Here is a 20,971-nt window from a genome sequence, read left to right as displayed (position 1 = left end):
CGGTGCTTGCGCCTCCGGCTCCCGGAGGCGTCAACCCCCGATTGGAGCCCGACCATGAAGCCGATCATCCACAAGAGCGGTCTCTCCGTCGCCGGCCTGCTGGTGGCGGGCGGTTGCATCGCCGGACCCGCGATGGCCGCCCAGGCCGCGCCGGTGACCACCGCCCCGGTCGCCTCGGTGCACACCGACAAGGGCGGGCGGGCCGACAAGGCCGACAAGAACGGCCGCCCCGACAAGCGGGCCGAGCGCACCGTGGGCATCGAGTACCAGGCGCAGCCCAACTTCTACTACTGCGGCCCGGCCGCGACGCGGATGGCCCTGTCCGCGCAGGGCAAGATCCTCTCGCAGGACGAGGTCGCGAAGCTGCTGGGCACCACGGAGGCCGGGACCGACTCGGCCCTGGACACCACGCGGGTGCTCAACGAGCTGACCGGCGGCCGGTACCGGACCACGGAGATTTCGGGCCCGGTGGCCAAGCCGGAGCAGGTCGACAAGCTGCGGGCCGACGTGGTCGCCGCCCTGGACGAGGGCCGGCCGGTGGTGGCCAACGTCAAGGGCACCGCGGTCGACACCGACGGCCACCCGCAGTCGTACGAGGGCGGGCACTACCTGACCCTGGTGGGCTACCGGGACGGCGGTGACCTGATCCGGATCGCCGACCCGGCCTCTCCCGAGGGCGAGTACTGGATGACCCTGGAGAAGGTCGCCAACTGGATCGCCGAGCGCGGCTACTCGTCCTGATCCGACGCACCGGCGAGGGCCGGTCTCCCCGCCCCGGGGGGACCGGCCCTCGGCATGCCCGGTGAAAACCGATCGCCCTGGCCCCGGGCCGGCGGCAGGATCGGCCCGGTGAGGATGCATGCCGACCAGGTCGACGTCACCGCGGACGTCGTCACCGCCCTCGTCGCCGACCAGTTCCCCCGCTGGCGTGGGCTCCCGGTGCGCCCGGTCACCTCGTACGGCACCGTGAACGCGCTGTTCCGCCTCGGCGAGGACATCGTGCTGCGCTTCCCGCTGCAACCCGGCGTCGACCCGGAACTCCGCGAGGACCTGCGGCGCGAGCAGGAGGACGCGCGTCGCCTCGCCCCGCACGTACCGCTGCCGGTTCCCGAACCGGTGGCCCTCGGCGAGCCGGGCGAGGGCTACCCGGGGCCGTGGACGGCGTACCGCTGGATCCCCGGAGAGACCGCCGGCGACCGGAGCATCGGCGATCCGGTCGAGTTCGCCCGTGACCTCGCCGGGTTCGTCCGCGCGCTGCACGAGGTGGAGACCGGCGGCCGGGCGTGGAACGGGCGCACCCGGGGCGGCCCGCTGCCCGCCCGGGACGAGTACGTCCGTAGCTGCCTGGCCGAGAGCACCCACCTGACCGACACCGCCCGGGTCGCCCGGGTCTGGGCGGAGTGCCGCGACGCGCCCGCGCACGACGGGCCGGACGTGTGGATCCACGCCGACCTGATGCCGGGCAACCTGCTGGTCCGCGACGGCCGGCTCGCCGCGGTCATCGACCTCGGGGCGGTCTGCGTCGGCGACCCGGCGGTCGACCTCATGCCGGCGTGGAACCTGTTGCCGCCCGGCGCCCGGGAGACCTACCGCCGGGCGCTGGGGACCGATGACGCTACCTGGGCGCGCGGGCGGGGCTGGGCGATCGTCCAGGCCGTCGGTGCCCTCCCCTACTACGTCGACACCAACCCGGTGATGGCCGACACCGCCCGCCGCACCCTGGACGCGGTCCTCGGCTGAAGCCTGGGAGCGGCCCGGACGCGGGCTTGGTGGACCGGCTGCGGGACGCGCTCAGCGGCCGGCCCACGTCGATGGCGGAGCTGCGCGAGAAGCAGCTGACCCCACCCCGCCGATGGTGGCCGCGCCCCGCTCGGGGGGCGCGGCCACCGGCGTCTCAGCGGCCGAGCGGATCCGGCGGGCGATCGAAGAACGTCTCCAGCACCACGATGGTCTGCGTGCCGGTGACGCCCTCGACCTGGAACAGTCGCCGCAGGCTGGCCTGGAGCTGCTCCGGTGACCCCGCCCTGATCTTTACCAGCAGCGAGGCCGGGCCGGCCACCACGTGGGCCTCCTCGACCTCCGGCAGCGCAGCGAGCGCCTCGTGGGTGGGTGGGTCCCCCATCCAGGCGTTTGCCTCGATCATCACGAAGGCGAGCACGCCGCGGCCCACGGAGACGGGGTCGACGTCCACTGTGGTGCGTCGGATCACCCCCTGCTCGCGCAACTTCCGCACCCGCTCGTGGACGGCCCCGGTCGACAGCCCGACGGCGGCGGCGAGGGCCGTGTAGGGCTGGGCCGCATCCCGTTGCAGCTCCGCCAGCAGCCTCCGGTCGATGTCGTCCACGCGCTCCTCCGATGCTTGTTCGGCAATTCACATTATTGCCTGACTGTCGTTCAGTGGTGTTAGCGTACAGCCGAACAGAAGTCAGGAGGGCGTCTCATGGTCGACCGGGTGAAAGCTCACTTCGAGGTCCTCGACGAACGGTTCCGCCGGGTCAACGGCGACGAGTGGGTCGAGCGGCTCCACACCGGGGGCCGCTGGCTGGAGGGGCCGGCGTACTTCCCCGCCGGGCGTTACCTCGTGTTCAGCGACATCCCCAACGACCGGCTGCTGCGCTGGGACGAGACCACCGGAGCGGTCGGCGTGTTCCGGCAGCCGGCGGGCTACGCCAACGGACACACCGTCGACCGGCACGGGCGGCTGGTGAGCTGCGAGCAGGGCAACCGGCGCGTCACCCGCACGGAGGCGGACGGCACCGACACCGTCATCGCGGAACGATACCGGGGGCAGCGGCTGAACAGCCCCAACGACGTGGTCGAGCACTCCGACGGCTCGATCTGGTTCACGGACCCGAGCTTCGGCATCGACAGCGACTACGAGGGCCACCGGGCCGAGAGCGAGATCGGCGGCAACCACGTCTACCGGGTCGACCCGCACGACGGCGAGGTGCGCCTGGTCGCCGACGACTTCGGCCAGCCGAACGGGCTCGCGTTCGACGCCGACGAGTCGACGCTCTACGTGGCGGACACCCGGCACCGGCACCTGCGACGCTTCGGCGTCGGCGCGAACGGCAGCCTGCACGGGGGTGAGGTCTTCGCCGAGTGTGACGCGGGCACCTTCGACGGGGTACGCCTCGACGCGGCCGGCCGGATCTGGGCTGCCGCGTACGACGGGCTGCACTGCTTCGACCCGGACGGCACGCTGCTGGGCAAGCTGCGCCTGCCCGAGGTGGTCGCCAACTTCACGTTCGGCGGGCCGAAACGCAACCACCTCTTCGTCTGCGCGTCCAGCTCGCTCTACGCGCTCCGCGTCAACATCAACGGGGTTCGCCACCCCGGATACTGACCACGGGCGTGCCGGCGGCTCGTCCCGCCGGCACGCCCGCCGGACGCACGGCTCCGGCACGTGCACGCGGCTCGCGGCTCCGGCACGCGCACGCGGCTCACGGATCCGGCGCGATCCGGCGCAGGCTGTCCACCTCGGACACGATGACCGCCTCCATGGGGCACGAATCCGCGGCGTCCACCAGCGCGTCGTCGGGCGCCACCCGCTCGGTCAGTGGGCGGGACAGCCCGTCCACCAGCACGAAGTGCCCGGGCGCGGTGCCCGCGCAGATCCCCGACCCGATGCACCGGGCCCGGTCCACGTGCACGCGCCACTGCTCGTCCGACCCGCTCACCGCGTCACCAGCTCACCGGCATGGCCACCAGGCCCCGCACCAGTAGGCCGCTCTTCCAGGTCAGCTCCGACTCGGGCACCGCCAGGCGCAGGCCGGGGGTGCGGGCGATCAGGGTCTCCAGGACGACCTGGAGCTCCATCCGGGCGAGCTGGGCGCCGACGCAGTGGTGCACCCCGTGCCCGAAGCCGAGGTGGGGGTTGGCCTGCCGGGCCAGGTCGAGCCGGTCGGGCTCGGCGAAGACCGTCTCGTCCCGGTTGGCCGACGGAATCGACACCACGACCGGCTCGCCGGCACGCACCAGCACGCCGCCGAGCTCGACGTCCTCGAGGGCGTAGCGGGCGAAGGCCGACGACGCGCCGAGCGGGACGAAGCGCATCAGCTCCTCCACGGCGCCCGGCACCAGCGCCGGCTCTGCCCGCAGCCGTGCCCACTCGGCCGGGTGGGTGAGCAGCACGTACACGAAGTTGGGAATCTGGGTCACGGTCGTCTCGTGCCCGGCGGCGAGCAGCCCGGCGGCCAGCCGCACGACCTCGTCCGCCGCGAGCCGGTCGTCGGCGTCCCGGGCCCGGACCATCGCGCCGAGCAGGTCGTCGGTGGGTTCGCGGTGCCGCCGCGCGATCAGCTCCCCCATGTACGCGAACAGGTTGTCGATGTACTGCTGGGCCTGTTCCGGGCTCAGCGAGGTGGTCGACACGATCGCCTCGGACCAGGTGTGGAAGCGGTCCTGGTCGGCCACGGGCACGCCGAGCAGGTCGCAGATGACCCGGATCGGCAGCGGGGTGGCCAGGTGCTCCACCAGGTCGGCCGGGGGGCCGGCGGCGAGCATGCCGTCGACCAGTTCGTCGGCGACCCTCCTGGTGCGTGGGCGCAGCTCCTCCACCCGCCGGGCGGTGAAGGCCTTCGCCACCAACCGGCGCAGCCGGGTGTGCTCCGGCGGGTCCATGGACAGGATCCCGGAGTCCTGCCGCCGTGGCGAGTTGCGGGGCTCGTCCCGGCCCACCGAGGCGGCCCGGCTGAACCGGGGGTCGCCGAGCACCGTACGCACGTCGGCGTGCCGGGTGGCCAGCCAGGCCGGCTCCCCGAAGGGCATCCGGATCCGGGTGAGCGGTTCGTCCCGGCGCAGCCGGGCGTAGCGCGGGTCGAGGTTGAGCCGGTCGGGGTCGCCGAACGGATAGCGCTGGGGGACGGTCGTCTCGGGTGCCTCGGTCACCGGCTGACTTCCTCTCGTCGCGGCGTCCGCGGGGACGCCGGTCCGGCCGGGGGGTGACTCTACGGTGAGTCATGTTCCGACTGCGGATAGTAGCGAGAATGGTCGATGCTTGGCTAGCGGTGACCGTCGATCCGCCGGAAACGACGATCCCGGGCCGCCGACCGCGCGGCGACCCGGGAGCGGACCGAGGAGGTCAGCGGACCTGGTCACCCTCGCCCGTACGGGCCTGGGCCTGGTCGACACCCTTGTCGATCTGGTCGTCGTACTTCCCGCCGGTGCGCTTGTCGGCCATGTCGCCGCCCTTCTCCATGCCCTGGTCGACCTGCTTGTCGTGCTTGTCGGCGAAGTCCTTGGCCTTGTCCATGAAGTCGCTCATCGGGTCCTCCTCGGGTCGGGATTCGATCTCTGCCTTCCCTGGGGCCCCGGGGACAAACGCGACCGGGCAGGCCCTCGCCGACCCGACGGGCCACCGTGGAGCGCCACAGAAGGCCGTGGAGCGGACAGGCCGGCGGGAACGCCACGGGACGCCGACTCGCCCTCCCGGTACCGGGCGCGGCATCCAGGTTGAAAGGGGGCACGGGTGTCGGCAGGACGCTCGCCGGGTACCGACTCGCGGGAGATCGAGGAGGACCGACGTGGTCGCAGACGGTGCCGGGCGGACGCCCGAGGGGACGACGGACCGGGCCGCGGGGCCCCGACAGGCCTGGGCGGCGCTGCCCTGGCCGGTCCGCTCGGCCGTGGTGTGGAGCGCCTGCCTGGTGGTGGTCGTCGCCGGGCTGTACCTGCTGGGAAAGATCGCGGTGCTGCTCGCGCCGCTGGCCATCGCACTGGCGGCCACCGTCTTCCTCACCGCGCTGCTCGACCCGGTGCAGCTCACGCTGCGCCGCCTCCGGCTGCCCGCGTCGCTGGCCGCCCTGCTCACCGTGCTGCTGCTGCTCGGCGTGCTGTTCGGGGTCGGCGCGCTGGTGTGGAACCTGACCGCCAGCCAGTTCAGCGAGCTGAGCCAGGAGCTGAGCCAGGGCCTGCAACGGAGCCGTGAGTTCGTGACCTCCACTCTGCCGGTCAGTGACCAGCAGCTCGACCGGCTGCTCGACCAGGCCCGGCAGGGCCTCGGGCAGGGCTCGGTCGACCCGGTTTCGGGGGCTCGGACGGCCGCCGAGGTGCTCGGCTCGGCGCTGCTCGCGCTCGTGCTGCTGTTCTTCCTGCTCAAGGACGGCCGGTCGATGTGGCACTGGGTGCTGGCCCGGATGACCGGCCCGAACCGGTCGGTGACCGCCGAGGCGGGCCGGGTGGGCTGGCGGACGCTGGGCGCGTACAGCCGGGGCACGATGATGATCGCCGCGATCGACGCGATCGGTATCGGCCTGGCCCTGGTGCTGCTCCGGGTGCCGCTGGCCTTTCCGCTGGCGCTGATCACGTTCTTCGGCGGCTTCATCCCGATCATCGGCGCCACCGTGGCCGGCGCGGTCGCGGTGCTCGTCGCGCTCGCGGCGAAGGGGCCGGTCACCGCGCTGCTGGCCCTGGCCGCCGTGATCGCCGTGCAGCAGATCGAGGGCAACCTGCTGGAGCCGCTCATCATGAAGCGCCAGGTGCGGCTGCACCCGGCGGTGATCCTGGTGGCGGTCACCGCCGGCACCCTGATCGCCGGCATCGCCGGCGCCTTCGTCTCGGTGCCGATCACCGCCGTCGTCTGGCGCGTCATCGACACCGTCCAGCAGCACCGCGAGCGCCCCACCCCGGACGCCAGGGCCACGCCCCCCGCCCCCGCCTGAGCCGGGCCTGCCACGCCGCCGGCCCCGCACGAGCAGGCCTGCCACGCCGCCGGCCCCCGCCTGAGCGGGGCCTGGCAGGAGGGCGGTGCCCGCCGGCCGGGCCGTCCACGGCCGGCGCCCGCATGAACCGGCCGTCCACCGGGCCGGTGCTCAGGCCGGGCGGGGCACGGCGAGGTGGGCGGTGAACCAGTCGGCGGCGCAGTGGGCGACCTGCTCCAGCTTGCCGGGCTCCTCGAAGAGGTGCGTGGCGCCGGGGATCACCGTCAGCTCGGCGCTCTCCGGCAGCGCCTCCTGCGCCTGCTCGTTGAGGGCGATCACCTGCTCGTCCAGGCCGCCCACCAGCAGCAGCGTGGGCGCGCGCACCTGCCCGAGGGCCGGGCCGGCCAGGTCGGGCCGGCCGCCCCGCGAGACGACCGCGCCGACGAGGTCCGGTCTGGCGGCCGCCGCCACCAGCGCGGCGGCCGCCCCGGTGCTGGCCCCGAAGAGGCCGATCGGCACCCGGCCGAAGGGCCGCTCCGCCGCCAGCCAGTCCACGACCGCCGCGAGCCGGCCGGCGAGCAGTGGGATGTCGAAGCGCAGCTCGGCGGTCCGGGCGTCCACCCGGTCCTCGGCCGGGGTCAGCAGGTCGACCTGCACGGTGCCGAAGGCGTCGCGGTTGAGCACGTGCGCCACAGCGGTGTTGCGCGGGCTGTGCCGGGAACTGCCGCTGCCGTGGGCGAAGAGCACCACGCCGGCCGGCTCGGCCGGGACCAGCAGGTCGGCCGGGAGTTCCGCGTCCCCCGCCGGGATCGTCACCTCGCTGCTGCGCACGTCCATCTCCGCCTCCGTCCCGTACGTCGTCGACCAGGACCGGTCGTCCGACTCACCGGACCACGGCCCCTCCTCCCCGGCGGCTCGCATACCCGCCCGCACGGCCGGCAAGCGGGCCGGCCGCCCCGGTGTTTGCCACCGGGGGCGTCGGGTAGGCGGCGGGTGACCGCAGACCGTACCGGCGCAGGACCGCGCCCCCGACGGATCGCGAGGATCGCCATGGCGCAGCAGCGAGAGTCCCGCCAGCAGACCGCCGACCGGGAACGGCGCGAACAGGACGCCGAACGCGGCCGGGACTGGGCGGACGACGCGGCCCAGGCACGCACGGCCGACGACCCGCGGGCGATGACGCCCCGCGACGCGGCCGGCCGCCCCTCACAGGGCAGGCCGATCTGACCGACGCCGCCGGCCCGCCGAGCGCGGGCCGGCGGCGGGTCACGGCTCGTTCTCGGGCAGGCGGAGCAGCGGGGCCCGGCCCGGCGCCTGCTCCGGAGCCGGTCCGGAGACCTCCAGCGGCGGGATCGGCACGGTGACGGGCTCGTCGCAGGTGACCCGGACCGTCTCGCCGTGGTGCCGCAGCTCCAGCAGGTCCTCCGGGTCACCGTGGCGCAACGCGTACGTGGTCTCGTGCGGCCGGACGTCCACCCGCAGCCGCATCCCGCGCCACTGGAGCGAGAACTCCAGCCGCCCGAGCCGGCTGGACAGGCGCGGCGCGAACGACAGCGTGCCGTCGTGGTCGCGGAGCCCGCCGAACCCGGCCACCAACGCGATCCACGCCCCCGCGAGCGACGCCATGTGCACGCCGTCGCGGGTGTTCTCGTTGAGGTCGTGCAGGTCCATCAGCGCGGCCTCGCGCAGGTAGAGGTGCGCCAGCTCCGGGTGGCCCACCTCGGCCGCCAGCACCGCCTGGGTGCACGCCGACAGCGACGAGTCCCGCACCGTCCGGCGCTCGTAGTAGAGGAAGTTCCGCAGTTTTTCCTCCGGGGTGAACGCGTCGCCCCGCCAGTGCATGGCGAGGACCAGGTCCGCCTGCTTGACCACCTGCTTGCGGTAGAGGTCGAAGTACGGGTAGTGCAGCAGCAGCGGGTACTTCTCCGGCGGCGTGTGCGCGAAGTCCCACTCCTGGAGCCGGGTGAAGCCCTCCACCTGCTCGTGGACGTCGACCTCCTCGTCGTACGGGATGTGCATGGAGGCCGCCGCGTCCCGCCAGGCGGCCGCCTCCTCGTCGGTCACACCGAGGTGGAACGCCTCGTCCCGGTAGCGCATCACCGCGTCGGCGGCGGTGATCAGGTTCCGCTGCGCCATCAGGTTGGTGTAGATGTTGTCGTTCTTCACCGCCGTGTACTCGTCGGGGCCGGTCACCCCGTCGATGTGGAACTGGCCGTGCCGGTCGTGGTGGCCCAGCGACCGCCACAGCCGGGCGGTCTCCACCAGCAGCTCCAGCCCGATCTCGCGCTCCAGCTCCGTGTCCTCGGTGACCTGCACGTAGCGCCGCAGCGCGTCGGCGACGTCGGCCGCGATGTGGAAGGCAGCGGTGCCCGCCGGCCAGTACGCCGACGACTCCGGTCCCTCGATGGTGCGCCAGGGGAACGCCGCGCCCTCCAGGTTGAGCATCCGGGCCCGCTCGTGCGCGGCGGCCAGCGTGCGGTGCCGCCAGTGCAGCGCGTCCCGCACGGCGGCCGGGTGGGTGTAGGTGAGCACCGGCAGGACGAACATCTCGGTGTCCCAGAACGCGTGCCCGTCGTACCCCGGGCCGGTCAGGCCCTTCGCGGCGATCGGCCGCTGCTCCGCCCGGGTGCCCGCCTGGAGGACGTGGAACAGGCCGAACCGGACGGCCTGCTGGACCTCCGGATCTCCCTCCACCACCACGTCGGCGGCGTCCCAGAACTCGTCGAGGTATTCCCGCTGCTCCCGGTGGAGCCCGTCCCAGCCGTCCAGCCGCGCCCCGGCCAGGGCCGCGCCGACCTGGTCCCGCAGGGCCGGCAGCGAGCGGCGGCTCGACCAGCCGTAGGTGAGGTACTTGACCACCCGCAGCGTCTCGCCCGGCTTGAGCACGCACCCGATCGTGGTACGCACCCAGTCCTCGTACCCCTCGGACTCGATGGTCTTGCGCGCCGGGGCGTACACCTCGTGCTCCATCGCGGCGGCGACCCGCAGCCCGGAGAGCTTGGTCCGGTGGATCAGCAGCCCGCCGTCGTCGGTGGTGAGTTCCTCCTCGGCCTGCAACGGCGACTCCAGCACGGCCGCGACCCGGGGGTCCCGGCTCTGCGCGGGCAGCGTCTCGTTCGCGACGAGTTCCGACTGGATGATCAGCCGCAGTGGGCCGTCGACCGCCTCCACCTCGTAGTTGATCGCCGCGACGGAGCGCTGGGTGAAGGAGACCAGCCGGGTGCTGCGGACCTTGACCTCGCGGCCGGCCGGCGACCGCCAGTGCAGCTCGCGGTGCAGGGTGCCGGCGCGCAGGTCGAGGACCCGCTCGTGGGAGAGGAGTTCGCCGTACCGGACGTCGAGCGGCTCGTCGTCGACCAGCAGCCGGATCAGCTTGCCGTTGGTGACGTTGACGATGGTCTGGCCGGATTCCGGGAAGCCGAACCCGGCCTCCGCGTACGGCAGCGGGCGCAGCTCGTAGAAGGAGTTGAGGTACGTGCCGGGCAGGCCGTGCGGCTCGCCCTCGTCCAGGTTGCCGCGCAGCCCGACGTGCCCGTTGGAGAGCGCGAACACCGACTCGGACTGGGCCAGGACGTCCATGTCCAGCCGGATCTCCCGGACGTGCCACGGCTCGACGGGATAGGCCCGTTCCCTGATCACGCGGGCCGCCCGGTGTCGAGCAGGTCGGCGAGGTCGGTGACCACGACGTCGGCGCCGTGGGCACGCAGCTCGGCCGCCTGGCCGACCCGGTCGACCCCGACCACGTAGCCGAACCCGCCGGCCCGGCCGGCGGCCACCCCGGCCAGCGCGTCCTCGAAGACGGCGGCGTGGGCCGGGTCGACCCCGAGCAGCCCGGCCCCGGCCAGGAAGGTGTCCGGGTGCGGCTTGCCGCGCAGCCCCTCGGCGCGGGCGAGCAGCCCGTCGACCCGCGCCTCCAACAGCGGTTCCAGGCCGGCGGCGGCGACCACCTCCCGGCCGTTCGCGCTGGCCGTGACGACCGCGCGGCGCAGGCCGGCGGCGGCTGCGGCCTTCAGGTAGGCGACCGAGCCGGGATAGACGTCCACGCCGCGGGTGCGCAGCCGCTCCAGCAGCAGCACGTTCTTCCGGTTGCCGACCCCGTTGACCGTGTCGGCGTCCGGGGGGTCGTCGGGCGCGCCCTCGGGCAGCACGATCCCCCGCGAGGCGAGGAAGGTGCGCACCCCGTCGGCGCGGGGCCGGCCGTCGACGTACCGGTTGTAGTCCGGCCCCGGGTCGAAGGGGCGGAACGGCTCGCCGGTGGCGGCGGCACGCTGGCGCAGGAAGCCGTCGAACGTCTCGGTCCACGCGGCGTTGTGCACCCGGGCGGTCTGCGTCAGCACCCCGTCCAGATCGAAGAGACAGGCGGTCACGTGAGCAGGCAGGCCCAGCACGGTACGAATCTATCCAGACCTCCGCGCCGGCAAACAGGTTTCGGCCCGGTTGCCCGGAACGGCTCAGTGTGGACGCAGCGTCCAGACGACCGTCATCGCGCCGGTGGCCTTGCCCTCCTCGGTGGCGATCTCCACCTGCACCGGGAACTCCGGTCGCCGGCCGGCCTCCAGCTCGGCGACCACCTCGGCGGGGGGCCGGCCGAGTCGCGCCGTCGCCAGCACCGGGCCCATGGCGAGCTTCTGGTACGCGATCTCGGCCCGCACGGCCAGCGGCGTGGCCCGGTCGAGCAGCCGGGCGAACGCGGCCAGCACGACCGCGCCGGAGGCGGTCTCGCCGAGGGTGAACATGGCGCCGGCGTGCGGCCCGCCGACGTGGTTGTGGGTGGCCGGCGAGTCGGGCAGGCGGACGACCGCCCGCACCCCGCCCTCCGCCTCGGGAGCCACCTCGACGAATTCGAAGCCGAGCGTACGCGCGAACGGCACGGCCTCGAGCATGCCGGCCGCCACCTGGCGCGAGTCGATGGTCATGCCCCGACGTTACTAGTCGGTAACTTTCGCCACAAGCCCGCCCCCCGGGTGCAAGGAAGGGACCCTTCCTATACACCAGGCGTTAATAAGGTGCCCTTCCTTGCGCCGTCAGCGCCAGCCGACGTCGATGCGGTCACCCCGCTCGTCGAAGAAGTGCAGCGCGTCCATGCGTACGGAGACGGCCAGAGGGTGACCGGCGGAGACCGCGGGGTACGGCGCGAGCCGGACCGCCAGCTCGGCCGGGCGGCGGTGGTGCCGGCCCGGGTCGTTCAGCACGCTGGTCCGGGCGCCGGGGTCCGGGGCGCGCTCGTCCTCCGCCGCGCGCCCGGTCAGCCGCTGCATCACCTGGCCGAAGCGGCGCAGACCGCGCTGGTCGACCGGGGCGTCGACGGGGGTGCCCATCTCGTCCACCACGATCGCGGTGGCCCCGATGTCGACGAACGCGAGCGACTCGTGACCGTGGTGCTCCAGGTAGCGGATCCGGCCGTGGAGCACGTCGCCCGGCGTGTCCGGGGCCACCGGGGTGAGCGCCTCGGCCCGCATCCCGACCACGATCCGCTCGCCGTGGTAGTGCGCGACCGCCCGGCTGCGGATGTCGTCCCAGGGCAGGTGCAGCGCCTGCTCGCCGAGGGTGAGGGTGACGTAGCGGTCCAGGTGGACGTAGACCGACGCCTCCAGCAGGTTCATCCGCGGGCTGCCGAGGAACGCGGCCACGTAGAGCGTGGCGGGGCGGCCGTAGACCTGGGTCGGCGTCCCCACGTCCTGGAGCACGCCCCTGCGCATGATGGCGACCCGGTCGGCCATGGTCAGCGCCTCGGCCTGGTCGTGGGTGACGTAGATGGTGGTGACGCCCAGCTCGCGGGTGAGCCCGGAGATCTCGGCGCGCAGCTCGGCCCGGAGCCCGCTGTCGAGGTTGGACAGCGGCTCGTCCATCAGGAACAGGCCGGGGCGGCGGACGATCGCCCGACCCATCGCGACCCGCTGGCGCTGCCCACCGGAGAGCTGGTTGGGCCTGCGGCCGAGCACGTCGCCGATGCCGAGCGCGCTGGCCACGTCGGTGACCCGCTCGCCGCACGGCTCCGGATCCATGCCGGCCAGCCGGAGCGGGAAGGCGATGTTGTCCCCGACCGTCATGTGTGGGTAGAGCGCGAAGTCCTGGAAGACCATGGCGATCTTCCGCTCCTGCGGCAGGAGGTCGTTGGCCAACTCGCCGTCGAGCAGCACCGCGCCCGACGTCGGGTCCTCCAGCCCGGCGACCATCCGCAACACCGTGGACTTCCCGCAGCCCGACGGGCCGAGCAGCACCATGAACTCGCCGTCGTTGACGTCCAGGTTGACGCTGTCGACGGCGAGGGTGCCGTCCCTGAACACCTTCGTGACATCCTTGAGCGCGACGGTGGTCACCCGTCCCCTCCCCAGCTCGTCGACCGAACCCCGATTGACTGTGACGAGGATCATTCAATCCGGATATCGGGTAAACGTGCCATGTTCGACCCGTGACATTCCTGTTGCGCCCCACCGGGTGGGACGGGCGGGCGCCCCCGGGCGCGGGCGATCGCGGTCAGCAGCAGCGGGGCTGCGGCTGCTCGCCGAGGAAGACCCGGCGGACCACCCGTTCGGCGGCGTGGCCGTCCTCGAGCGCGCAGAACCGGGCCCGGAACCGCTGCCGGACCCTCGTCGCCTCCGCCGAGTCGACCCCGCCGGCGCGGAACAGGTCGAGCAGGTCGGCGAAGCTGGTGGCCACCGCGCCGGGCGGCTCCGCGAGCAGGTCGAAGTAGACGCCGCGGGCCAGCCGGTACGCCTCCCAGTCCGGGGCGTAGACCACGATCGGCCGGTCCAGCACGGCGTAGTCGAACATCGCCGACGAGTAGTCCGTGACCAGCACGTCCGCCACGAGGTAGAGGTCCTCGACGCGTGGGTGGCCGCTGACGTCGCGCACCCGGTCCCGGTCCACCGGGCGCCGGGCCGGCCGCTCCCGGTCGTGGAAGTAGTGGCTGCGCATCAGCAGCCGGCCGGCCGGGCCGAGCACGTCGAGCAGCCGCCCCGGGTCGAACGGTGGCCGGTAGCCGGGCAGGTGTTCCCGGTGCGTCGGGGCGTACAGGACGACCCGCTCGCCGAGGCCGAGGCCGAACTCCGCGCGCAGCCGGAGCACCTCCTCGGCGGTGGCGTTGACCAGCCGGTCGTTGCGCGGGTAGCCCACCTCCAGGGTGGTGTACGCCGCCGGATAGGCCCGCTCCCACATCTGGGTGGAGAAGCTGTTCGCGCTGATGCTGAAGTCCCACCGGTCCACCCGGCGCAGCAGCCCGGCGAAGTCCATCCCCACCGCGCCGATCGGGTACCGCTGCTGGTCGAGCCCCATCACCTTCACCGGCGTGCCGTGGTGGGTCTGCACGTGCACCGACCCGGGCCGCTTGCGGACGTAGTCCGGGAAGTTCACGTTGTTGACCAGCCAGCGCGCCCGCGCCAGCGCCCGGTAGTACGCGGGGGTGCCGGCCACCACGTACTCGACGCCCTCGGGCATGGTGTGCACCCGGTCCCGCCGGACGATCCACACCCCCCGGACCTGCGGCGCCAGCCGCCGCGCCGCCTCGTGGACCGCGGCCGGGTTGTCCGCGTAGCCGCGGTACCAGTAGGCCGCGTACACGGCCAGCGTCGGGTCGACGGGTCGGCGCAGCTCGGCCCGGTAGTACTCGCGCAGCAGCGTGTCCCGGGCCAGCCGGGCGGCCCGCCGGGCCCGGGGCGCGACCCGCCGCCTCGTCGTCCGGGCGGTACGCCGGGCGGTGTCCCGCGCCCGGTAGACGGTGCGCAGGGCGCTGAACGTGCGCCAGCGCCCGGCGGCCACCAGCCGGTGCTTGAGCCCCTCCGCGCCCCCCGGGGCCGGGTAGCCGCCGGGCGGCAGCCAGCGCGCGTAGTCGGCGGTGATCTGGGCGAAGAAGGCGGGCCGCAGCTCCGGCGCGATCCGCTGCCCGTTGCCGAGCACGGTCAGGTAGTGCCAGATCATCCGCTCGAAGACCGCCGGGCGCAGGTCGTCGACCGCCGGCCCCCAGGAGTCCATCAGCCGGAACACCCGGTGCCACTGGTGGAAGACCTCGAAGTGCCGGTCGCCCCGCGTCCTGGTGATCGCGCCGGACCGTCGCTGGCGGTAGTTGACGCAGACCCGGTCCAGCACGCCGATCCGCTCGGCGGCCATCAGCACCGGGTAGCTGAACGAGACGTCCTCGTACCAGCCGGGGGCGAAGCGCAGCCCCTCCTCGCGCAGGAACTGCCGGCGGACCAGCCGGTTCCAGGCGGTGTGCAGCACCCGCAGCGTCTCGGGCCGGTCCCGCAGCCGGAAGGTGCCCTCGCCGGGCGGCTCGGGGAACACCTCCGCCATGGCGCTGCGGGTCACGGCGTTGCTCCAGTGCGTCCGGACGTGGTCGACCAGGAGCACGTCGGGGCGGGTGGCGCGGAGGCGCTCGGCCACCTCCACCAGGCACTCCGGGGCGAGCCAGTCGTCGCCGTCGACGAACCAGACGTACTCGCCGACGGCCCGGTCCAGCCCGGCGTTGCGGGCCGGACCGAGCCCGACGTTCTTCGTCAGCCGGACGGCGTGCATCCGCCGGTCGCGGGCGGCGTACTCGGCGAGGATCTCGCCGCTGTCGTCCGGCGAGCAGTCGTCGACGCCGATCACCTCGATGTCGGCGACGGGCTGGTCGAGGATGGAGTCCAGGCACTCGCGCAGGTAGCCCTGCACCCGGAAGGCCGGCACGACGAAACTGATCAGTGTCATCCGGCCGGCCCCTCCGTCAGCCCGGCGAGCGGCCTCCCGCACCGGCCAGGCCCACCGACGCCCGCGCGGCGCGGGCGGGCAGGACGACCCAGGCGAGGACGACACTCCCCACGAAAACCACGAGAAGGTACGTACCGAGTGTAGCCATCCCGATACCCGCAATTCCGACGATCGCCGCCAGGGCCAGCAGCAGGGACCGCCCCTCCCAGCCGAGCGTGAGACCGTGCAGCGGCGGCGCGGACTGCCGCTTCTCCAGCCGGGCGGTCAGGTCGTAGTGGTGCAGGGTCAGCACGAAGACGTAGCCGAAGACCAGCCACGGCGGCACGTCGCCGACCACCCCGACCGCGATGGCGAAGAGATACTCTCCCGCCCGCAGCGCGGCCGGCACCAGCCAGTCCAGCGGCCCGTTGTGCGCCGCGCCCGCCCCCAGGCCGCCGACCAGGAGCACCAGCAGCGCGACCGGCACCGCCCAGCCCAGGCCCGGCGCCTTGGTGCCGTCCCGGGTGAGCAGGGCCGCCACCAGTAGCGCCGCCGGCCCCAGCGCCGCGACGACCGCCAGCGTCAGCGGGCCCATCGGGCGGACCACCGGCAGCCGGCGGGCCAGCGGGCCGTCGTCGCGGTGCAGGGTGGCGTCGACCGTGTCCAGCACCGGCACCCACATCCAGCGCGCGCGCAGGGTGCGCAGCGCCCCGGTGTACGCGAACGCCAGCACCCCCCACGCCAGCACCGTGTACAGGCTGACCAGCGGGCCGAACAGCGCCACGGTCAGCGCGATCAGCGCCCACCGCTCCCCGATCGGGAAGACCACCGTCCGCTTGAGCCAGTACGACACCGACCCCGTGTCGGCCTGCACCCGGTTCGACGCGGCGTTCAGCTTGTCGCCGATCCCGCCGCCGGAGGTGCCGACGGCCTTCGGTCGGCGCGCCGCCTCGTCGTGCAGCACGCCGTACCACGTGTCCGTCATGTGCCGGACGGTCTGCAGCGTCATCGCGGCGATCGCCAGCGCCCAGCCGTACCGGAACCCGGCCTGGGTGGCCCCGTAGCCGAGGCCGGCGTAGACCACGTACTCCTTCGCGCGGTCGGCCATCGTGTCCAGCCAGCCGCCCCAGGCGCTGAAGTGGCGCGTGTAGCGGGCGAGCTGGCCGTCCACGCAGTCGAGCACGAAGCCGAGGTAGAGCAGCACCGCCCCGGCGACCAGCGCCGGCCGGCCGCCGACGCCGAACAGCACGGCGGCGGCCACCGCGAAGGCCACCGAGATCATCGTGACGGCCGTCGGGCCGAGCCCGAGCCGGGCGGACGCCTTCGTGACGTACGGGGACCAGGTGCTGACGAAGAAGGTGGTGAAGAAGTCGTCCCGCTCCTTCACCGACAGCCGCAGCTCCGCCCGGTCCTCGTCGACGGCGGCCACGGCCGCCTCCGCGGCGGCCAGCCCCGCCGGGTCGCTCACCCGGTGCGCGACGAGCAGGCGTACGCGGTGGGCGAAGGTCAGCGTGCCGAGCCCGGCGAGGCCGGCGAAGAGCCGGTCCACGGCGGGCCCGGCCGGCGGCGGCGCGGCGGCCGACGGCGCGCCGGCGGGCAGCACCCCGGCGGCGGCCGCGCGCGCGGCGGCGGCGAGCGACGGCAGGTCGGCGACGCCGACCCGCAGCGCGCCGCCGAAGATCCCGGTGGCGTCGCCGTTCAGCGTCTCCGGCGGCCCGGCCTCGACGACCTGGCCGCGCTCCTCGCGCACGGCGGTGCGCCCGTCGCCGGGCGGGTCGGTGAGCACCAGCGCCACCGTCGGCCCGACCGGGCTGGTCGCCAGGTGCCGCAGGACGGCGGTGTGCGCGACCAGGTCGGCGCCGGTTACCAGCACCGGGCCGGTGGCCGCGTCCACGAGGGCGGCCAGCTCGTCCAGGTCGACGGCGCGGCGCACCTCGTCCGCCCCGGCGGCGCGGAGCTGGGCGGCGAGCCGGTCGGCGAGGGGTTCGCCCGCGCGGGTGGGGAGGCTCGCGGCCGGGGCGTCGGCGGCGAGCACGATCGCGAGGGTCACCGCGGGACCGCGGCGTGGTACGCGTCGAGCGCCTCGGCGATCGTGCCGTCGACGCTCAGCCGGCCCCCGTCGAGGTAGAGCCCCCGACGGCAGAACCGGGTCAGGTCCTTTTCGTTGTGTGACACCAGCACCAGAGTGCGCCCCTCCCCGAGCAGACGGTCGATCGTCGCATAACACTTCTTCCGGAACTCCGCGTCCCCGACGGCGGTCACCTCGTCCATGAGCAGGATCGGGTGCGGCAGGTGCGAGATGATCGCGAAGCCGAGCCGAACCTTCATACCGGACGAGTAGTGCCGCACCGAGGTGTCGATGGCCCGCTCCACCTGCTCGCCGGCGAACGAGACGATGTCGTCGAAGTGCCGCCGCAGGTAGCCCGACGACAGCCCGTGCAGGCCGCCGACCAGGTAGAGGTTCTCCCGCCCGGTCAGGTCGTTGGAGAAGCCGGCGGAGAGCTCCAGCAGCGGCGCCACGTCCCCGCGCACCCGGATCCGCCCCTCGTCGGGGATCAGCACCCCGGCGATAAGCCGCAGCAGCGTGCTCTTGCCGGTGCCGTTGCGGCCGATCACGCCGACGGTCTCGCCGGCCGCCACCGAGAACGACACGTCCCGCAGCGGCCAGAACTGGCCGGCGGAGGCGCCGCGCGTGCCCCGGTGGATGAACAGCTCCCGCAGCCGCAGCTGCCGCCGCCGGTTGCGGACGAACCGGATGCCGAGCCCCTCCGCCTCGATGATCGGGTCGGCCATCGTCACAGTTCCTTGAGCACGGCGGGTTCGAGCCGGCGGAACGACCACCAGCCGGCGGCCAGCACCAGCAGGCTGACGCCGACGGTGGTGGCGAGCAGCCGGGCGTCCGGGAACTCGTCCGGGTACCAGACCGCGTGGTGCAGCTGGAAGATGCCGACCAGCGGGTTCAGCTCGTACGCGAACTTCAGCCAGCCCGGCAGGTCGGCGCCCCGCACGATGCTCAGCGGGTAGATGATCGGCGTCGCGTAGAAGAGCACCCGGATGACCAGCCGCATGAACCGCTCGACGTCGCGCATCAGCACGTTGACCGCCGAGAGCAGCAGCGCCAGCCCGACCAGCAGGACGGCCTGCACCACCACCGCCAGCGGCAGCGCGAGCAGCGACCAGCCCAGGTCGATCCGGCCGGACGCGGCGTACCCGACGGCGACGGCGACCAGGATCGGCAGGCCGGCGGCGTACTCGGCGAAGCGGCCGGTGACCCGGCCGATCGGGAAGACCTGCCGGGGCACGTTCATCGTCGTGATCAGCCGGGACTGGCCGGTCAGCGCGTTGGTCGCCTCGCTCAGCGCCGAGCTGGTCCACATCCAGGCGAAGATCCCGGTGATCAGGAACAGCGGGTACGAGTCGGCCGCGTCACCGAGGTGGCGGGTGGTGTCCCGGGAGTAGAGGACGCCGAAGACGAACCAGTAGATCGCCCCCATGCCGAGGGGCTCGATCAGCGACCAGAGGTAGCCGAGCACGGACTGCTGGTACTTCACCGCAAGGTCGCGCCGGACGAGGATGCGCAGGGAGTTGCGGTGCGACCACAACGCCGCGACGCCAGAGGTCACCGCCGCCTCCCGCCTCACCGGACGGACGACAGGTTAGCAGTCGGTGAACGAACGCCCCCTCAGCACTCGATCACGTTGACGGCCAGGCCGCCGCGCGCCGTCTCCTTGTACTTCACCTTCATGTCCGCGCCGGTCTCGCGCATGGTCTTGATGACCTTGTCGAGCGATACGTGGTGCACCCCGTCGCCGCGCAGCGCCAGCCGGGCGGCCGTGATCGCCTTGATGCTAGCCACCGCGTTCCGCTCGATGCAGGGGATCTGCACCAGGCCACCGACCGGGTCGCAGGTCAGCCCGAGGTTGTGCTCCATGCCGATCTCGGCGGCGTTCTCCACCTGCTCCGGGGTGCCGCCGAGCGCCTCGGCCAGCCCGGCGGCGGCCATCGAGCAGGCCGAGCCCACCTCGCCCTGGCAGCCCACCTCCGCGCCGGAGATCGACGCGTTCTCCTTGAACAGCACGCCGATCGCGCCCGCCGCCAGCAGGAACCGGACCACCCCCTCGTCGGAGGCGCCCGGCACGAACCGGGTGTAGTAGTGCAGCACCGCCGGGATGATCCCGGCCGCCCCGTTGGTCGGCGCGGTGACGACCCGGCCGCCGGCCGCGTTCTCCTCATTGACGGCGAGGGCGAAGAGGGTCACCCAGTCCATCGCCCGCAGCGGGTCGGTGGGGTCGGACTCCGTCGCCAGGCTGCGACGCAGCTCGGCGGCGCGGCGGCGGACCTTCAGCCCACCGGGCAGCACCCCGTCCCGTGAGCAGCCCCGCTCGACGCACTCCCGCATCACCCGCCAGATCTCCAGCAGGCCGGTGCGCACCTCGCCCTCGCTGCGCCAGGACAGCTCGTTGGCGAGCATCACCTCGCTGATCGACAGCCCCGTCGACGCGGTCACGTCGAGCAGTTGCGCGCCGGTGAGGAACGGGTGCCGCACGCGCGTCGCGTCCGGCTTGATCCGGTCCGCCCCGGCCGCCGCCTCGTCGACCACGAACCCGCCGCCGACCGAGTAGTACGTCCGCACGCGCAGCTCCGCGCCCCGGTCGTCGTACGCGACGAAGGTCATCCCGTTCGGGTGGTACGGCAGCGACCGGCGCCGGTGCAGCACCAGGTCCCGGTCCGGGTCGAAGCCGATCTCGTGCGCGTCGAGCAGGCTCAGCCGGCGCTCCGCCCTGATCCGGCTGATCCGCGCGTCGACGGTGTCGGTGTCGACCGTCTCCGGCGCCTCGCCGGCCAGCCCGAGCAGCACCGCGCGGTCGCTGCCGTGGCCGTGACCGGTGGCGCCGAGCGAGCCGAAGAGTTCCGCCTGCACCCGGACGGTGCCGGTCAGCAGCCCGTCGGCCTTCAGCCCGGCGACGAACGTGCGGGCGGCCCGCATCGGCCCCACCGTGTGCGAGCTGGACGGCCCGATGCCGACGCTGAAGAGGTCGAAAACGCTGATCATGCTGCACTTCCTCGCCGTCGTACCCCTCGTGGGGTCCGGCCCGGTCGTGGCCGGCCCGGACCCGGGCGGCCGTCGGCACCCGGAGGTGCGGGTGCCCGACGGGCGAGCCTACCCGCCCAGCTCACCGGCTGCCCGGCGCGTCGCCCCGATCGTCGGCATCCGAAAAGCCGGCGCCGCGCGGGGACTGCCCCGAGGCCCCCGTGGGCCGTCGATCCGGGCGGGTGCCCGTGGCACCCGTCCGCGCGGCGCGTCGGGCGGACGGCTCCCGGGTAACCACCTACGGGGACGCGGGCGGCCGATCCTCCCCGGGGCCGAGGGCGTGGTGGGCGCACGTTCCTACCGTTGAGGCAGACGCGGCGAACGCCGCAGAGTGGGAGTACGACGATGAGTCGCAAACTGGTCCGCCCCCGTCAGGGACGCATGATCGCCGGTGTCTGCGCCGGTCTGGCCCAACGTTTCGGCAGGTCGGCGGGGTTCGTCCGGCTGTTGTTCCTGCTGTCGCTGCTGCTGCCCGGCACCCAGGTGATCTTCTACCTGGTGCTCTGGATCCTGATGCCGAACGAGGACCGCCACGCCGCCACCCGCTACTGACTGCTCCTGATGGCCGGTTCCA

At 73.6% G+C, this 20,971-nt stretch carries 20 protein-coding genes; 6 read left to right on the top strand and 14 right to left on the bottom strand.

Going from position 1 to position 20,971, the window contains the following annotated elements; translation table 11 throughout:
* Nucleotides 1-54 precede the first annotated feature (54 nt).
* Together ACGF5G_RS01610 and ACGF5G_RS01605 are read left to right on the top strand one after the other, a co-directional pair.
* The gene (locus ACGF5G_RS01610; RefSeq protein WP_393257903.1) at nt 55-741 is read left to right on the top strand and encodes a C39 family peptidase; all 687 of its coding nucleotides are present in this window, start codon (nt 55-57) and stop codon (nt 739-741) included.
* 114 nt (nt 742-855) lie between these two features.
* The gene (locus ACGF5G_RS01605; protein WP_393259181.1) at nt 856-1,740 is read left to right on the top strand and encodes an aminoglycoside phosphotransferase family protein; all 885 of its coding nucleotides are present in this window, start codon (nt 856-858) and stop codon (nt 1,738-1,740) included.
* 154 nt (nt 1,741-1,894) lie between these two features.
* On the opposite strand, the gene ACGF5G_RS01600 is transcribed toward ACGF5G_RS01605, so the two are convergent.
* A complete protein-coding gene (locus ACGF5G_RS01600) occupies nt 1,895-2,344 on the bottom strand; it encodes an Lrp/AsnC family transcriptional regulator (protein ID WP_393257900.1) in 450 nt (149 codons plus the stop codon).
* 96 nt (nt 2,345-2,440) lie between these two features.
* Between ACGF5G_RS01600 and ACGF5G_RS01595 the strand changes: the two genes are divergently transcribed.
* Entirely contained in the window at nt 2,441-3,346 is a 906-nt protein-coding gene (locus ACGF5G_RS01595) for an SMP-30/gluconolactonase/LRE family protein (RefSeq protein ID WP_393257898.1), read from the top strand.
* A 97-nt stretch (nt 3,347-3,443) separates the two neighbouring features.
* On the opposite strand, the gene ACGF5G_RS01590 is transcribed toward ACGF5G_RS01595, so the two are convergent.
* From ACGF5G_RS01590 to ACGF5G_RS01580, 3 genes are all read right to left on the bottom strand, one after another.
* Nucleotides 3,444-3,680, bottom strand: a complete 237-nt coding sequence (locus ACGF5G_RS01590) for a ferredoxin (RefSeq protein WP_393257895.1) — start codon at nt 3,678-3,680, stop codon at nt 3,444-3,446.
* Nucleotides 3,681-3,684: 4 nt separating this feature from the next.
* Nucleotides 3,685-4,890 (bottom strand): cytochrome P450, encoded by a 1,206-nt coding sequence (locus tag ACGF5G_RS01585; RefSeq protein ID WP_393257892.1) that lies wholly within the window; start codon nt 4,888-4,890, stop codon nt 3,685-3,687.
* A gap of 193 nt (nt 4,891-5,083) precedes the next feature.
* Nucleotides 5,084-5,266: an antitoxin gene (locus ACGF5G_RS01580; protein WP_393257889.1), complete on the bottom strand. Its 183-nt coding sequence runs from the start codon at nt 5,264-5,266 to the stop codon at nt 5,084-5,086.
* Nucleotides 5,267-5,525: 259 nt separating this feature from the next.
* Here ACGF5G_RS01580 and ACGF5G_RS01575 point away from each other — a divergent pair, with 259 nt between their 5' ends.
* Nucleotides 5,526-6,662 carry an AI-2E family transporter gene (locus ACGF5G_RS01575; protein WP_393257887.1) on the top strand — a complete coding sequence of 379 codons (1,137 nt, stop codon included), beginning with the start codon at nt 5,526-5,528 and terminating at the stop codon, nt 6,660-6,662.
* Nucleotides 6,663-6,812: 150 nt separating this feature from the next.
* On the opposite strand, the gene ACGF5G_RS01570 is transcribed toward ACGF5G_RS01575, so the two are convergent.
* Complete coding sequence (locus tag ACGF5G_RS01570; RefSeq protein WP_393257884.1) at nt 6,813-7,478, bottom strand: dienelactone hydrolase family protein; 666 nt, start codon at nt 7,476-7,478, stop codon at nt 6,813-6,815.
* Between the two features lie 213 nt (nt 7,479-7,691).
* Between ACGF5G_RS01570 and ACGF5G_RS01565 the strand changes: the two genes are divergently transcribed.
* Entirely contained in the window at nt 7,692-7,868 is a 177-nt protein-coding gene (locus tag ACGF5G_RS01565; protein ID WP_393257881.1) for a hypothetical protein, read from the top strand.
* A gap of 39 nt (nt 7,869-7,907) precedes the next feature.
* On the opposite strand, the gene ACGF5G_RS01560 is transcribed toward ACGF5G_RS01565, so the two are convergent.
* The 9 genes from ACGF5G_RS01560 to ACGF5G_RS01520 form a co-directional block, all read right to left on the bottom strand.
* Nucleotides 7,908-10,280: a glycoside hydrolase family 65 protein gene (locus ACGF5G_RS01560; protein WP_393257878.1), complete on the bottom strand. Its 2,373-nt coding sequence runs from the start codon at nt 10,278-10,280 to the stop codon at nt 7,908-7,910.
* Entirely contained in the window at nt 10,277-11,029 is a 753-nt protein-coding gene (locus ACGF5G_RS01555; protein ID WP_393257876.1) for an HAD-IA family hydrolase, read from the bottom strand. The genes ACGF5G_RS01560 and ACGF5G_RS01555 overlap by 4 nt, the downstream gene beginning before the upstream one ends.
* 63 nt (nt 11,030-11,092) lie before the next feature.
* Nucleotides 11,093-11,557: a DUF4442 domain-containing protein gene (locus tag ACGF5G_RS01550; RefSeq protein ID WP_393257874.1), complete on the bottom strand. Its 465-nt coding sequence runs from the start codon at nt 11,555-11,557 to the stop codon at nt 11,093-11,095.
* A gap of 108 nt (nt 11,558-11,665) precedes the next feature.
* Nucleotides 11,666-12,961, bottom strand: coding sequence for an ABC transporter ATP-binding protein (locus tag ACGF5G_RS01545; RefSeq protein ID WP_393257872.1), 1,296 nt, complete (start codon nt 12,959-12,961; stop codon nt 11,666-11,668).
* Nucleotides 12,962-13,118: 157 nt separating this feature from the next.
* On the bottom strand, nt 13,119-15,326 hold the full coding sequence (locus ACGF5G_RS01540) for a CDP-glycerol glycerophosphotransferase family protein (RefSeq protein ID WP_393257870.1): 2,208 nt from the start codon (nt 15,324-15,326) through the stop codon (nt 13,119-13,121).
* Nucleotides 15,327-15,342: 16 nt separating this feature from the next.
* Nucleotides 15,343-17,355 (bottom strand): DUF5941 domain-containing protein, encoded by a 2,013-nt coding sequence (locus ACGF5G_RS01535; protein WP_393257868.1) that lies wholly within the window; start codon nt 17,353-17,355, stop codon nt 15,343-15,345.
* On the bottom strand, nt 17,352-18,098 hold the full coding sequence (locus ACGF5G_RS01530) for an ABC transporter ATP-binding protein (protein ID WP_393257866.1): 747 nt from the start codon (nt 18,096-18,098) through the stop codon (nt 17,352-17,354). Before ACGF5G_RS01530 ends, ACGF5G_RS01535 begins: the two co-directional genes overlap by 4 nt.
* 2 nt (nt 18,099-18,100) lie before the next feature.
* Nucleotides 18,101-18,928, bottom strand: coding sequence for an ABC transporter permease (locus ACGF5G_RS01525; protein WP_393257864.1), 828 nt, complete (start codon nt 18,926-18,928; stop codon nt 18,101-18,103).
* 59 nt (nt 18,929-18,987) lie between these two features.
* Nucleotides 18,988-20,358 carry an L-serine ammonia-lyase gene (locus tag ACGF5G_RS01520; protein ID WP_393257861.1) on the bottom strand — a complete coding sequence of 457 codons (1,371 nt, stop codon included), beginning with the start codon at nt 20,356-20,358 and terminating at the stop codon, nt 18,988-18,990.
* Nucleotides 20,359-20,742: 384 nt separating this feature from the next.
* Between ACGF5G_RS01520 and ACGF5G_RS01515 the strand changes: the two genes are divergently transcribed.
* Nucleotides 20,743-20,949: a PspC domain-containing protein gene (locus ACGF5G_RS01515; protein WP_393257858.1), complete on the top strand. Its 207-nt coding sequence runs from the start codon at nt 20,743-20,745 to the stop codon at nt 20,947-20,949.
* Nucleotides 20,950-20,971 lie beyond the last annotated feature (22 nt).

The sequence above is a fragment of the Micromonospora sp. NPDC047730 genome (assembly GCF_043204765.1).
Taxonomy (GTDB): Bacteria; Actinomycetota; Actinomycetes; order Mycobacteriales; family Micromonosporaceae; genus Micromonospora.
The sequence above is the reverse complement of the archived record's forward strand: the minus strand, read 5'-3'. Positions and strand labels throughout refer to the sequence as shown.